Source organism: bacterium (genome assembly GCA_029210965.1).
Lineage (GTDB): Bacteria > BMS3Abin14 > BMS3Abin14 > BMS3Abin14 > BMS3Abin14 > JALHUC01.
Genome location: JARGFZ010000054.1, coordinates 1 through 14,274 on the forward strand (window position 1 = coordinate 1; position 14,274 = coordinate 14,274).

Sequence of the window (14,274 nt, forward strand, 5' to 3'; positions counted from 1 at the left end):
AACCAGATAAAAAAAACAGAGCCACGATCAAAACCGCGGCTCTGTTTTTTTATATGGTCGGGGCGAGAGGATTTGAAGGAGCCTACGCCAAAATGCGTCACTGACTGTAATTATTGACTTGGATGACCAACCGGCTACGGCCTCCCAAGCCTCCGACCACCACTTTTCAGGTGGCCGGAAAGATACAATCCTGACTCGAACCAGATAAAAAAAACAGAGCCACGATCAAAACCGCGGCTCTGTTTTTTTATATGGTCGGGGCGAGAGGATTTGAACCTCCGACCACCTGAACCCCATTCAGGTGCGCTACCAGGCTGCGCTACGCCCCGTTTAGTGGAACAGCGATATTTAGCAGTTGAGGAACGCTTAGTCAAGGATTGTTGTCCGAAATGACTGATAAGTTTTAGGATACAAAATCCAAGATCAAGATTCCCAAAACCTTTCAGGCCTCGCTATGACAAGACCGACTGGATTCCTGGTCAGTGCCCGGAATGACAGGTTATGACAATACCGACTGGATTCCGAGTCGTTTCCCGGAATGAGGCCAGCCTAAGGCCAATGTTTTATGTTTCATGTTTTACATGCTGACCCGTAATTGTTCCGTTCCATTGCGTGCTGCGTGCTAGCTTTCCTCCTGGCTCCTGGATTCTGCAATAAAAAGGGCCCCATCGGGGCCCTGTAATTTTCTCTGCACTCTGCACTCCTTGGGAACGGATATATTTATCTCCCCGTTCCAAGGTGATCTTTAACCGCATCCACTATAACCTTCAGCCCATCCTTCTTTGCATAGAACTCGTCAAAGCCCGCATTTTTAGCATCCAGGGGACTGACATCCTTGCCCGACATCCCAAACACCCGGAGATTGGACAGTTTATGGTCCTGACGCAGCTTCTTGACCATGGCGAACCCGTCGATACCCGGCATATAAATGTCCAGTACCAGGAGGTCCGGCTTCAGCCTTCCGACCTGCATCAAAGCATCAAATCCGTTGTTAAAGGTGTAGACCTCATAATCCACGGAAAGCGCATCGTCCATAGCCTTGCGGATGAGCTCGTCGTCATCCACAACGTAGACAAGCCCCATGGGTCCCTGCAGTTCCTCAGGGACAGGAAGGTCTCTACCCTTAATGAGCCTCACCAGTTCGCGTCTGGGCACACGATAATGTCCACCCACAGTCTGAAAGGCCACCACCTGCTTGCTCTTGATCCAGTTCTTGATCGTGTTGTGGTGGACTCCCAGCAGCGACCCCACATCATTGGGGGTGTAGTTCTGTTTGACCTTGATTTTTACCTGCATGGTTGTCACCTCGCGTTTCAGTCTGACAATAACCACAATATTCACAAAAAATATACCAGATTCTCCAAAGTTGTCAATTCCTAAAACCGTTAAGTAACAAGCATATGAAAGCTATGGGTTTGATTTTTGATGTTTGATGTTTAAGGTTTGAGGTTACAACCTGAGCTGGGATTTCGGTACCCAAGACACTGCGGCATGGGCCATTTATTGTTATCTGTTAGAGGGTTAGGCTGTATTGTTAAAGCAAAAAAAAAGCCCCATCGGGGGCCATAACTTCAAACTTCAAACATCAATCATGATAAAGGCCCCCTCGGGGCCGCAACGTCAAACATGGATTTAAGGTATTAAAATCGAATCACGAGTCACTAATCACGGCCCCTCAATTATACTCAACGCCTTCTCAAGATCAATGATGGCAGCTTCCACCTTTTTCCGGTCCACCCCGCCTGAAAAGAGATCCATCTGGCCTTTGGCCTTTTCCTCGCTTCTCACTTCCCTCAGTCTCTTGCGGGCCCCTGAAATCGTGTAGTTCTCATCATAAAGAAGTTTTTTGATGAGGAAAACCGTTTCAATATCCTTCTTTCTATAAACTCTCTGGTCGGCCCTGTTTTTGGGGGGATTGAGCATGGGGAACTCACTCTCCCAGTATCTCAGGACGTGAGCTTTGACATCGGTGAGGCGGCTGACTTCACCGATCTTGAAAAATAGCTTATCAGGGATCTCGATAGAATTCGTCAAATCGTTGCCCGGTAATTAAGGCCAGAGTCAGGCTGGCAGGATCATTCGGCCCCGTTAATATGATCTTTAAGTTTCTGGCTTGGCTTGAAAGTCAGAACGCTCCTTGCCGTGATCTCCATCTCCTGCCCCGTTTTGGGGTTCCTTCCCTTCCTGACTTCCTTCTTCCTGATAACAAAGTTACCAAATCCTGATAGCTTGATCTTTTCTCCCTCCTCAAGAACTTCCTTAAGGATATCCAGGATCGACTCCACCGCTTCAGAGGATTCTTTCTTGGAAAAACCGGTCCTGTTGTGAACCACCTCAACGATATCGGCCTTCGTCATCTTTTAAGCCCTCCGGCTATTGTGACAATTCCCTTCATTTTCAAGACTTTGTAGTTTAATGTCATTGAAGAGCTTTGGTCAAGCGAAAAAGATTGGCCACGGCCAATCTTTTTTAGTGCAGAGTAAAAAACTTTTCTGTCAGTTATGTATATTTGCAAATTTCCCCTCTACACCCTGCACTTTACACTCTACACACACGTCTGCGCCTGAAATTATTCAGCGCAGACGTGCCCCAAACTCCTTGCCCAGCGCCTTCACGATGGCTGCCATACTGGAATCCACCTCATCGTCGGTGAGAGTCCTTTCAGCACTCTGAAAACTAAGGGACCACGCCAGGCTCCGGCTTCCTTCAGGCACTCCTTTACCCTCGTAAAGGTCAAACAGGTACACCCTGCCAAGGTCATCACCTTTCTCACGGATGACACCCTCCATAAGTTCAGCGGCTATATCACCGCTCACTACGACAGCCAGATCCCGGAGCACCTCAGGGTACTGGGGAATTCGCCTGTACTTTTTACTCGTATCGATACTGAGCATATGATGGAGATCAAGCTCAAAGGCACCGGCCCATTCCCTTAATCTGCACTTTTCCCTCTGGGAGGGGTGAAGTGTACCGGTCACTCCCAGTGAAACTCCTCCTGCCATCACCCAGGCGCTCTGTCCGGGCTGCAGGTACGGGATATCCATTTCCTTGAAGGAGATATCATGGATACCCACTGAATCAAGCATCGATTCCACCACACCCTTGATATCAAAAAAATCAGCCTCTTCCGGTGCCCGGAACCACTTTTTCCTGTTTCTGGCGCCTGCCATTATTCCAGCCACTCTCACGCGTTCTTCCGGCAATTCACACTCGCCGCAGGGAAGAAATACCCGGCCTGTTTCGTACAGCCTGACATCTTCCATCCTTCTGCTGATGTTCGTCCGGAGGGCCTTCAGCAACCCCGGAAGTATACTGGTTCTCATTACGGTCATCTCATCGGAAATCGGGTTTATGAGAGATACAGGATCAAGTCCGCCGCCGATCCCCAGATCTTCAATGTCCGATTCACTGATAAAGCTGTATGTAACTGCTTCATTGAATCCGAGACCTTCCAGAGTATCCCTGACACCTTCCTGTAACCTGTCCATAGGGTCTGTTTTTATGGGGACGGTCCTGCCCACGGGCATGGTGACAGGTATGCGATCGTAGCCGTAAATCCTGGCGATCTCCTCGATGACATCCGCTTCGATGGCAAGGTCTCGGCGGAACCCTGGAGGGTTGATCGTCCAGACTTCCCCATCCTTATTTTCCGGTTCAAGCTGCAGCCTTTCAAGGGCGGAAACGGCATCCTTTTCGGGAATATCCACCCCAAGGTATGCTGAAACTCTGGGCATCCTGAACTGAACGACCTTCACCTCTTCAGGTCGGGGATGGGCATCGCAGACACCTTTGCAGATCTCACCACCGCCCCATTCATGTATGAGGTACGCCAGCCTGTCTACGGCTCTTACGGTACCGCTGGGGTCTGTTCCCCGTTCAAACCGATAGGATGCTTCTGTGGAAAGCCCAAGACGCTTGGAACTCCGCCTTATGGTTGGCGGATCGAAACAGGCGCTTTCCAGAAGAAGGTCCTTTGTGCCTTCCACGACTTCAGAGTTGATACCGCCCATGATTCCGGCCAGTGCCACTGGCCCGAACCCGTCACAGATCAGCAGATCGTCAACACACAGCGTACGTTTCTGGCCGTCCAGCGTTTCCAGCACTTCATCCTTCAGAGCTTTTCTGACCACGATCCTGTTTTCTGCAAGCCGATGATAGTCGAAAGCATGAAGCGGCTGGCCAAGTTCCATCATGACATAGTTGGTTGCGTCAACAACGTTGCTGATGGACCGGATCCCTATTGATTCCAGTCTCAACGCGATTTTTTCAGGAGAGCTGCCCGGTTTAACGCCCAGAACGACACGCCCGCTGTATCGCGAACACCCTTCGGGATCTTCGATATCAATGGATGTCATGGCCTGAACGTCTGGCCCATCCTCTGAAAGTTTCGTCCTGGGAGCCTTCAGCTTCCTGCCGTAGATGGCGGCTATCTCCCTCGCAACTCCAAGGTGGCAAAGCCAATCAGGCCTGTTGGGTGTCACCCCCACCTCCAGAACGGTCTCCCCTTCAACCTCGTGGATCCCCTCCACCTCCAGCCCCGCCATGGTCAAAGCATCTGCAAGGGTTTGAGTGTCCTCGTTTATGTCGACGTAGTCGGTAAGCCAATCTAAATTTACTTTCATGGAAAATCTCCAAATTCTGTTGAATTGGTGAACCGTAAATCGTGAACGGTGAACAGGAGATAAAAGGCTTTTCAAACTCTCACTATTCACAAAACATTGTTAATTTTTATGTGCTATATACGGCCTGAATTGCATGATTGAATATTAAAATTAATCAATGTTTTACATATACGTGTGAAGCAAAGCTAAAGTTATTTATGAAATATAACTTTTTGGTTTGAGCAGTTTCAACCGTTCACTTTTCACGCTTAACAGTTCACTTCGATTTCTGAAGTTGCCTAGAATTGTTTCAGAAATCGAACATCATTTTCAAACAGCAGCCTGATGTCATCGATGCCGTAATGAAGCATGGCTATCCTTTCCACCCCGATCCCGAAGGCAAAACCCGAATATTTCTCAGTATCGTAACCAACAGATTTGAAAACCTCAGGGTGGACCATCCCGCTGCCCAGAACCTCCAGCCACCCGGTGCCGGAACAGACCCTGCAGCCTTTCCCGTGGCACATGACACACCCCATGTCCATTTCAGCGCTGGGCTCAGTGAACGGGAAAAAACTTGGCCTGAACCGGACAGGGACCTGGTTGCCGAAGAACTGGTGGACAAACTCTACAAGCACCCCTTTAAGATCGCTGAACGCAACGCCTTCATCCACCATGAACCCTTCTACCTGATGAAACATGGGTGAATGTGTAACATCATAATCGTGACGGTAGACACGCCCCGGTGACACGATCCTCAGTGGCGGGTCCTGAATTTCCATCGCCCTGATCTGGACTGGAGATGTATGGGTTCTCAGAACGATATCTTCATCGACGTAGAATGTATCCTGCATATCACGGGCAGGATGATCCTTGGGAATATTAAGAGCTTCGAAATTATAATAATCTTTTTCCACCTCAGGTCCCTGTCGGACCGTGAACCCCATCCCTCTGAAAATATCAAGCATTTCATTCATGACCCGGATAACCGGATGCCTGGTGCCTCGCACCTGGTCAACGCCTGGAAGTGAGATATCGGCCACCTGCCTCTTGAGACTGAGCTCCGACTCTTTCCCCTGGATCAGTTCTTTCTTATCCGCCAGGAGTTCTTCGATCTCTTTCCTTGCCATGTTTACAACCTGGCCGGCGGCAGGACGTTCTTTCGATGATAGTGCCCCGAGACCTTTCAGCAAGGAGGTTACTTCTCCCTTTTTGCCGAGGTACCGGACCCTGACGTCGTCGAACTCCTTCATAGTCGCGACAGCATCCACAACCTTCTTTGCTTCCTTCAGGAGCTTTTCTACCTGTTTTTCCATGTGTCATCCTTTATTCCAAGTGAAACGTGAAACGTGAATAGGTTCCGCCATTGGCGGGATTCACTGCTCACTGTGCACTATTCACTGATTTAACTCACATTTCACAATTCACTATCTCAAAAAAACAAAAATTCCGCCCCAAGGGGACGGAATAATTTCCGCGTTACCACCCCGATTTCCCCGCAATACGGGGGCTCTCGGTGGGCCAGGGTTGATGAATAATCCCCTCGCCCATCTCCTGTAACGGGGAGAATCCGTCCTGCCCTACTTAAACAACTGTTTCAGGCAGGAAGCTCGGGAGTGAAAGGCCATCCGGGACCGCCGGGGAAGCTTTCAGCCAAGGGCTGCCCCTCTCTTCGACGTTCCGTAACGAAAAACCGATCTCCGTCTTCGCTTCTCATATTCTTATTTATGCATTTCCCAGGCACTTAAACCTGGAAAACAAAGATCTGACCAGTCAGCTTAAAAATATCTTCAAAACGGCACGTTTTGAAGATCAGGTGTTCTGCTCAAGGCCTCCTGATGCGACTTTGACAAGTTCCGCAAAGGCAGCATCATCATGAACAGCGATATCGGAAAGTACCTTGCGATCTAACGTGACGCCAGCCTGATTCAGTCCCTGAATGAATTTGCTGTAGGAAAGACCATGGTTCCTGGCAGCCGCGTTGATCCGCACGATCCACAGGCGTCTGAAATCCCGTTTCTTGTTGCGTCGATCGCGGTAAGCATAGGCAAGCCCCTTTTCTACAGTCATTCGGGCCTGACCTACAAGGTTCTTTCTTCCGCCCCATGAACCCTTAGCCAGGGAAAGCAGGCTTTTTCTTTTCTTTCTGGCGTGAACCGCCCTTTTTACTCTGGGCATGCTGTAACTCCTTTAGATATTTAAAATCTGAGAAAGTTTTTCGTCAGATTTTAAATATAGGGGATTAATTTCCTGATATTTTTCACGTCTGCAGCATGAACCAAAGTGCCGCCGCGAAGCCGGCGTTTTCTCTTCTGATCCTTGCTGGTCAGTATGTGGCTGTGATTGGCTCTTCGCCTCTTTATTTTGCCGGTCCCAGTCTTCCCGAAACGCTTGGCGGCTCCCCTGTTTGTTTTGATCTTGGGCATTTTGTACTCCGTTAGCGATGCTGCGGGCTATTACACATCCCGCTATTGATGAGGTTACACTCTATTGGGCGATGGGTGTCAGGATCGTGACCAGGTTACGACCCTCCATTTTCGCCGGAGCTTCAACAACCGATATATCCTCAAGCATTTCCGTCAACTTCTGCAGGACCATCCTGCCTCTATCTATGTGAACGATCTCGCGGCCCCTGAACCGTACTGTTATCTTAAGCTTGTTACCTTCGGCCAGAAAGCGTTTGGCGTGTTTGGCCTTGGTCTCAAGATCATGATCGTCCGTTTTGGGACGAATCTTTACTTCCTTGATCAGAATGATTTTCTGGTTCTTCTTTGCCAGTTGAGCTTTTTTACTCTGTTCGTACTTGAACTTGCCGTAATCCATTATTCGGCAGACTGGAGGATCGGCGGTGGGCGCGACCTCCACCAGATCGAGGCCTCTATCCTCCGCTGCTGCTATGGCGTTGTGTTTTTCCAGAATACCCAGCTGCTCACCTTCGGGTCCTATGACGCGCAGTTCCCGGGCGGTGATCATCCGGTTGACAGCGATTTTCTTTTCGGCTGCTATCTCACTCCTCCTTGTACGGGATTGCGGGTGGGGACATCAGATCCCTCACCTGTTCCACGAAATCCTCAAGGGACACAGTCCCCCTGTCGCCGTCCTCCCGGTCTCTTAAAGCCACAGTCCCGGTATCGGCTTCCTGATCTCCCAGAATAAGCATGTAAGGTACTTTCTCCAGGCGGGCTTCACGGATCTTGTATCCGATCTTCTCATTTCGAAGGTCCGATTCTACACGAAAACCCTCTTTTCGAAGTTTACCCGCTACAGAACGAGCATAGGTAGCACTCCTGTCGGTTATTGTCAATATCTTGACCTGAACAGGGGACAGCCACACCGGAAAGGCTCCCGCGAAATGCTCGATGAGAACCCCGAGAAAACGGTCGATGGACCCCAGAATAACCCTGTGGAGCATAATGGGACGATGCCTTTCTCCGTCAGCGCCAACATACTCCAGCTCGAACCGTTCCGGAAGAGCAAAATCACACTGGACAGTTGCGCACTGCCACATGCGGCCAATGGCGTCCTTTAAGATAACATCTATCTTGGGTCCGTAAAAAGCTCCATCTCCCTTGTTGATCTTATAGCTGATACCTTCATCATCCAGAGCTTCCATAAGGGCTTTTGTTGCTCTTTCCCAGTCTTCCTCGCTGCCGATAGATTTTTCCGGTCTGGTGGAAATTTCCATTTCATATTCAAAACCGAAGACCCCCATCATATCGCGCACAAAGTTGATGACACCCCTGATCTCAGAGTTGAGCTGCTCTGGAGTGCACAGAATATGGGCATCATCCTGGGTGAACCCCCTGACCCGCAGCAATCCGTGCAGAACACCAGATTTCTCATGCCGGTGGACGGTACCCAGTTCAAAGTATCTCAGGGGAAGGTCCCGGTAACTTCTAATAGCGGACTTGTATATTAGCATGTGGGCGACGCAGTTCATCGGCTTTATGCCGTACTGAGCGCCCTCCATCTCTGTAAAGTACATGTTCTCACGATAGTTATCCCAATGCCCCGATTTCTTCCACAGGTCCACCTTGAGAAGCTGCGGACCCATGACAATGTGATAACCCCGCCTCAGGTGCTCCTTTTTTTCCAGATCCTCTATGAGGGTTCTGACCAGAGCGCCCTTGGGATGATAGAGTACCAGTCCTGGTCCCGCTTCCTCCTCTATAGAGAAAAGTTCCAACTCGCGGCCCAGTTTCCTGTGATCCCTTTTCCTGGCTTCCTCGAGCCGCTCCAGGTAGGCTTTCAGATCCTTTTTATCGACCCAGGAGGTCCCATACAGACGCTGCAGCATCTTTTTATGTTCATCGCCTCTCCAGTAAGCCCCCGCTGTATGAAGGAGCTTAAAGGCTTTCACATAGCCTGTATCAGGGACGTGAGGTCCGCGGCACATATCCACGAAATCACCTTGCCGGTAAACCGAGACAGTATCGTCCTCGATCTCCTTGATCAGCTCGACCTTGTATTCCTCCCCAAGCTCTTCAAACAGCTTGATGCCCTCTTCCCTGGACAGAACCTCCCTGGTGAAAGGTACTTTCTCGGCAACGATCCTGTCCATCTCCTTCTCAATCCGTTTAAGATCCTCCTCGTTGATGCTTTCCGGCAGATCGATGTCGTAATAGAAACCGTCCAGGATCGGAGGGCCGATGGCCAGTTTTACGTTGGGATAGAGCCTTTTCACAGCCTGGGCCATCACATGGGAAGAGCTGTGTCTGAATATATCCACCCCTTCTTCGTCGTTGAAAGTCAGAAAGCGAACCAGGGATGCCTGTTTAAGGGGGGTGGACATATCTTTCAGCGACCCGTCGACCTCTGCGGCCAGGGATGCCTTGGCCAGATTGCGGCTAATGGATTCGGCAACCTGTCCCAGGGTCGTGCCAGCCTCGTAGTCCCTGCTTGAACCGTCTGGAAATGTTATTTTCAACGCCAATACTCCCGGGTTTGAGGTTTGGTGTTTGATGTTTGATGTTTGAGGTTTCAACGTCAAACCGTGAACTTCAAACTTCAAACATTTTTTCCTAACAACAAGGCATCCTGATTTTTGGTGACCAGGATGCCTTGGTTTGAAAAGCGCATGGTAGGCGCGGGCGGGATTGAACCGCCGACTTCTTCCGCGTCAGGGAAGCGCTCTCCCACTGAGCTACGCGCCTACAGAACGAAAATCTTACTAGCAACTGCCGCAACCTTTGTCAAGAATACAGTTTCAAGGCATATGCTGATTCAAATATTCCCCTCTAAACTTTGACAGGGTCGCAAAAAGTCCGTAATCGGCTTTTTGCTCCTCGGAAAGGGAAAAACGTCGTTTTCCCTTTCCTTACAAATCAATGACTTATATCCGGAGTCATTGATTTGGGCGCCCCGCGCGGGGCGCATTGATGACTTTTTGCGAAGTCATCAAACTTTACACCTTGTATTGTAATTTGATACCCCGTTGTTCGCAATAAGATAAGAATATCAGGTTTGAAGTTTGAAGTTTGAGGTTTGAGGTTCTCTTTGGGCTTTGGGCATTGGTCTATATTTCCCCCTACACCCTGCACTCTGCACTTTGCACTCATTTCCCTGTGAAAAGCCGATCTACCCATTTCACAGGGAAATGTCATACACCACACCCAACATCAGGGAATTCAAAGGTCTGAAACCTGCTTCCTCCTCCTGGAAAGCCCAGGAGTGCTCATAGGAAAGACTGAAAAGAAAGTGAGGGAGAAAATTATAGAGTGCGCTCGCCCTGGAATGAAGAGCTGAGTCCTCCGAAAACAGTTTGATGTCCGGACTGTCTGCCCTTGACCATATCGAGATCTCCAGACCTCTGCCATTTTCCTCTTTAAGCTGCGCTTCAAACCTGGCTCTACTCATGGAATCGTCGTCGAACCTGTCCAGCCCTCCGCTTATACTGAAAGAATCACCCAGGTCATACTGAATATCGTAGGAACGCATTGTTCTGTCCGGCATTGTCCCATCCAGCGGATTCGATCCCAAAAAAGGCTGGCTGTTGGGGCCCCACCTGTAAACCGGGTATGAGGCATCAAACCATGCCGGCACATACCCGCCTTCACAAATAATGGACCTGAACAGCAGTTTCAGCCGATTAAGATAGCTGTGTGTAAAATCCAGGGTGGCAGACAGCTCCCCCCCTCTTCCTTTCGCTTCCCCGTTGATGTCTCCTGCATGGGCACCAATACCAAAGTCCAGAACGTTTCCTTCGACCAGTTCCACCCGGATCCCTGCCGCCTCGGCTGTCAAACGTTCACTATCGTACGTATCGGGCCGCCCTCCGATAGAGTCCCTGCTGAAAGCCACGGGCGCCTTCGGATCAACTGCTCCCTCAACTACAAGCGTAACCCCCCTGAAAACCCTCCACGTAAGAGCAACGGCCTGCACCGTTGGATCCACTGGCCGATCCATTCCGGCATCCAGATCAAAATGCTCCTCCGTCCATTGGATCCTGACACCCGGAAGAACATAATCGATCTCTCCCCTTCCGGAAAGATCCCGAACAAGGAATCCATCACCCGGCGTCCAGTCAGTAAAAACCTCCAGCCCGCCACTGATGTGCCCGGTGCCGGAACTATACCTCAGGGCGTTCAAAGGTCTTAGCGGATCTCCCTTTCTGTTCCAGTCATCACGGTCGAACTCCCAGGTTTGAGTATCCCATCTGAGGGGGAGATCCAACGCGAATTCAAATGTGGGTGTACGATAGGAAGTTGCCAGAAGGACAGCGCTATAGCGGGTTGAGCCCCCGGAATCCCTGTCCTTTTGTGCGATCGTGCCCAGACCGCTCCTGAGGTTAAGGATCCCTGCATGGGCGCCGAAAGGCATGACCAGTATTAACAGGATAACGAACCAGGATCTGCAGCCAGGCAAGTTCAGTCCTCCAGAACCTTCAGTCCGTCAAAGATGTAAACAGCACCAGAAATGATCGTCAGACCGCCCGTGATCACTAACATGGGCCGGTAAAGATAGAATAGAAAGGAGATATCTGCGGCTGATTGAAGGAGGACGAGGAGAATGTAGCTGAACTGGAAAAAGGTCGTGATCTTGCCGATAGGCTGGGGTCGAATGGTCAGTTCGTTTTTCATTAGATATACGAGCAGGCTTCCGCTCACGATGATGAAATCACGGCTGATGACAGCCAGGGTTATCCAGAGAGGAATGATCTTGAGCACAGAAAGTGTGAGGAATGAGGCCGTGATGAGGAGTTTGTCCGCCAACGGATCCAGAAAGGTTCCGAGCTTCGTCTGAAGCTTCCAGACCCTGGCTATGAAACCGTCCAATCCATCGGAGATTGCAGCTGCAAGATACACTGCCGCCGCGAAGATCATCTCACCCTGTATGATCTTGTAAAGGAAAAGCGGGATCAGGAGAATCCTGATTATCGTAATAGCGTTAGGTAGGTTCATCTGCCTTCTTATTAGCTATGATCCCCACCTTCAGCACATAGGGAAACCTGGAAGGATATCGTCCAAGGAAGTCTTCAACGGAAAGTTGAAAATCGGTCATACCCGGGCTAACCTGGAAGGTGAAGTACAAAGCTTTCCCTCTGCTCTTGGCGAGCTGATCTTCAAGAAGACTGCCGCCGGCGAAGACTCTTACCCGTGATCGGACCTCACCGGGTCCCGTCTGTTCCACCAGAACAGACACTTCCTTTGCTTCGGCAGGCAGTTTAAATCGGAAAAAGTCCAGGTCCCTCGAAGGATCAACCCTTCCCAGGATTCCCATCCCAACAGGGGCATCATTTGCGCTTCCCGATTCAGAGTTGCCCTCGATCTCCTGCCAGGCAACAAACTCGATCTTTCGGATATCATCAGGGTTTTCTATCCCGGGCACCGGCAACCGCCTGTAAAAGGTTACCTCTTCACCAAACTCCCGAACACCGGTAGTAACCGCCTCACCAGTCATGGTAAGGGTTATCCCGCCTTCATGAACCTCCACTTTGAAAGGCCTCAGTTTTCTTTCCAGCATGGAAAGGACACGGACAGCATCGTCCAATGCTTTCGATGTCCATATAATATAATGGGACTGGTCAAGACTGAAACTCACCGGGACGATGGATGTTGTTTCTCCCAGGCGAAACTGCATCTCATTTAATACATGCCTCACAGTGACCGCGTCATGTCTACCCTCAAAGACCAGATCAATAGACCCTCTCTTGGCTTCTCCGGCCAGATAACGTTCCGTGAGCTTGCCCGACATCCGTGAAACCATCTCGTCTATGGTTTTCTCGAGACCTTTTGAAAGCAAAGTCCCATCCCGGGTCCCCAGGCTGACTTCCAGTTCCTGGATAGCAACGTCCAGCAAGGTTCCTGTCTCAACATCAACAGCCTGAACGGTAAGGTACATGGGAATGGTCATTGTGCTGCCGGTCACCACCGCTTCACCATTTTTTTTAAAAAGGACTCCGATAGCCAGATCAGCCAGTGAGACCAGACCTCCAGACACCAACGCTACTGGAGCCTGAGGAGGCCTGATGACTCTGAACCCTGTGTCTTCACCAGCAGGAGGGATAATAACGAGAGTTGCGCTATCCAGAGCCTCAGAAACTGCCTTTTGAGCCACGGTACCCAGAGATTTGACGTGATCCAGTCCGAGAGGCGCGTCCACCGTCACAAAAACAGCAGCCAAAGGAGGACTACCGGGCTCCTTGATTACACCGATGCGCACCAGATTTTTCCGCAGCAGATAGGTATCCACGGTCACCGAAAGATGAACTGTGTAAGCCCGGTCGCTGACATCCTGACTCACGATCTGGTAGTTGGAGATGAAGCGCTCCGTCTGGGGCAGGATTCTTGACTCGAGAAGCGGTTCCAGGGCATCGTAGGTTCTTTCAGGCACGATCTGGGTCAGAACCATTTCGACAGCCTTTTGAAGAGCCTCTGCCTGGGCGTCACTCTGGGCAGCCGCTACGTCTCCCTTTTCGATGGCGGCATGGGCCGATACGCGAACCTTGGTCGCCTCTGCCATAACCGGATAAGGGATCACAATCCCCATCAGGGCCAGGCCAAGTAAAATAACACCTGTCGCTTTGATGATCTTCAAGGGTGTCCTCCGAGTGCGGTTTAAAAATTAATGCGGTAGTTTAAAACAAGTTGGGGGGAAATAATAGTAATCTGTGATCGGTGATCGGTAAATAGTGAACAGTGAATAGCGAACGGGATGAGAACGCAGAATGTAAGATCAACGTCAAACCCTTTGACAGGCTCAGGGCAAGCCTCAAATTTCAAACATCAAACCTGGTTTTCCCCGATGCCCCGCACCCCAGTTACCCCGCCACTATTGATCCTTGCCGTAGGTAGCCTCGGCCGCTTTTCTGGCCACCGCGATCTCCCCGGCAAGGTTGTCGACAGAACCCCACTCCCCCTTTTCAACGGATTCGAAGAGCTCTTTTTTGTCGTCATACAGCTTCATCGGTTTTCCTCCCGGGGAAATGCAGAGTCTAGATTCTGGGGTCCAGGGTCTGGAACCCGGAATCATTATGACGGCCGTAATATGTTTAATTACAGATAGTTATGTATTTATCTTAACAGAACACCTAAGGTATATTCCAGCGCTAACGGTAAAAGCCATAACCAAATAATTTCCATATAGGAAAAAATAATATAGAGTCGCAAAAAGTCCAATCCGGGACTTTTCGCTCCACGGAAAGGGAAAAGCGTCGTTTTCCCTTTCCTTACAA

13 protein-coding genes and 2 tRNA genes are annotated in these 14,274 nt (G+C 50.2%); all 15 read right to left on the reverse strand.

The annotated features are described in order from the left end of the window. Positions 1 to 252: 252 nt before the first annotated feature. The 15 genes from P1S59_13240 to P1S59_13310 all read right to left on the reverse strand — a co-directional run bounded on the left by P1S59_13240 (position 253) and on the right by P1S59_13310 (position 14,006). Positions 253 to 329, reverse strand: a tRNA-Pro gene (locus P1S59_13240). A gap of 391 nt (positions 330 to 720) precedes the next feature. Beyond that, the gene (locus P1S59_13245; protein MDF1527207.1) at positions 721 to 1,296 is read right to left on the reverse strand and encodes a response regulator; all 576 of its coding nucleotides are present in this window, start codon (positions 1,294 to 1,296) and stop codon (positions 721 to 723) included. Positions 1,297 to 1,665: 369 nt separating this feature from the next. Beyond that, the gene (locus P1S59_13250; protein MDF1527208.1) at positions 1,666 to 2,034 is read right to left on the reverse strand and encodes a MerR family transcriptional regulator; all 369 of its coding nucleotides are present in this window, start codon (positions 2,032 to 2,034) and stop codon (positions 1,666 to 1,668) included. Between the two features lie 41 nt (positions 2,035 to 2,075). Next, the gene (locus tag P1S59_13255) at positions 2,076 to 2,357 is read right to left on the reverse strand and encodes an integration host factor subunit alpha (protein MDF1527209.1); all 282 of its coding nucleotides are present in this window, start codon (positions 2,355 to 2,357) and stop codon (positions 2,076 to 2,078) included. A 216-nt stretch (positions 2,358 to 2,573) separates the two neighbouring features. Beyond that, the gene (gene pheT / locus P1S59_13260) at positions 2,574 to 4,622 is read right to left on the reverse strand and encodes a phenylalanine--tRNA ligase subunit beta (protein MDF1527210.1); all 2,049 of its coding nucleotides are present in this window, start codon (positions 4,620 to 4,622) and stop codon (positions 2,574 to 2,576) included. 278 nt (positions 4,623 to 4,900) lie between these two features. Beyond that, on the reverse strand, positions 4,901 to 5,917 hold the full coding sequence (gene pheS / locus P1S59_13265; protein MDF1527211.1) for a phenylalanine--tRNA ligase subunit alpha: 1,017 nt from the start codon (positions 5,915 to 5,917) through the stop codon (positions 4,901 to 4,903). A 496-nt stretch (positions 5,918 to 6,413) separates the two neighbouring features. Beyond that, the gene (gene rplT / locus P1S59_13270) at positions 6,414 to 6,779 is read right to left on the reverse strand and encodes a 50S ribosomal protein L20 (GenBank protein ID MDF1527212.1); all 366 of its coding nucleotides are present in this window, start codon (positions 6,777 to 6,779) and stop codon (positions 6,414 to 6,416) included. 50 nt (positions 6,780 to 6,829) lie between these two features. Further along, positions 6,830 to 7,027 (reverse strand): 50S ribosomal protein L35, encoded by a 198-nt coding sequence (gene rpmI / locus P1S59_13275; protein ID MDF1527213.1) that lies wholly within the window; start codon positions 7,025 to 7,027, stop codon positions 6,830 to 6,832. Positions 7,028 to 7,088: 61 nt separating this feature from the next. Next, a complete protein-coding gene (gene infC, locus P1S59_13280) occupies positions 7,089 to 7,607 on the reverse strand; it encodes a translation initiation factor IF-3 (GenBank protein MDF1527214.1) in 519 nt (172 codons plus the stop codon). A 1-nt stretch (position 7,608) separates the two neighbouring features. Further along, positions 7,609 to 9,534 carry a threonine--tRNA ligase gene (gene thrS / locus P1S59_13285; protein ID MDF1527215.1) on the reverse strand — a complete coding sequence of 642 codons (1,926 nt, stop codon included), beginning with the start codon at positions 9,532 to 9,534 and terminating at the stop codon, positions 7,609 to 7,611. A gap of 145 nt (positions 9,535 to 9,679) precedes the next feature. Further along, positions 9,680 to 9,754, reverse strand: a tRNA-Val gene (locus P1S59_13290). Positions 9,755 to 10,187: 433 nt separating this feature from the next. After that, the gene (locus P1S59_13295; protein MDF1527216.1) at positions 10,188 to 11,465 is read right to left on the reverse strand and encodes a hypothetical protein; all 1,278 of its coding nucleotides are present in this window, start codon (positions 11,463 to 11,465) and stop codon (positions 10,188 to 10,190) included. Between the two features lie 2 nt (positions 11,466 to 11,467). Continuing rightward, positions 11,468 to 12,001: a CDP-alcohol phosphatidyltransferase family protein gene (locus tag P1S59_13300; protein ID MDF1527217.1), complete on the reverse strand. Its 534-nt coding sequence runs from the start codon at positions 11,999 to 12,001 to the stop codon at positions 11,468 to 11,470. After that, a complete protein-coding gene (locus tag P1S59_13305) occupies positions 11,988 to 13,637 on the reverse strand; it encodes a hypothetical protein (GenBank protein MDF1527218.1) in 1,650 nt (549 codons plus the stop codon). The genes P1S59_13300 and P1S59_13305 overlap by 14 nt, the downstream gene beginning before the upstream one ends. 234 nt (positions 13,638 to 13,871) lie before the next feature. Then, positions 13,872 to 14,006 (reverse strand): hypothetical protein, encoded by a 135-nt coding sequence (locus tag P1S59_13310; GenBank protein ID MDF1527219.1) that lies wholly within the window; start codon positions 14,004 to 14,006, stop codon positions 13,872 to 13,874. Between the last annotated feature and the right edge of the window lie 268 nt (positions 14,007 to 14,274).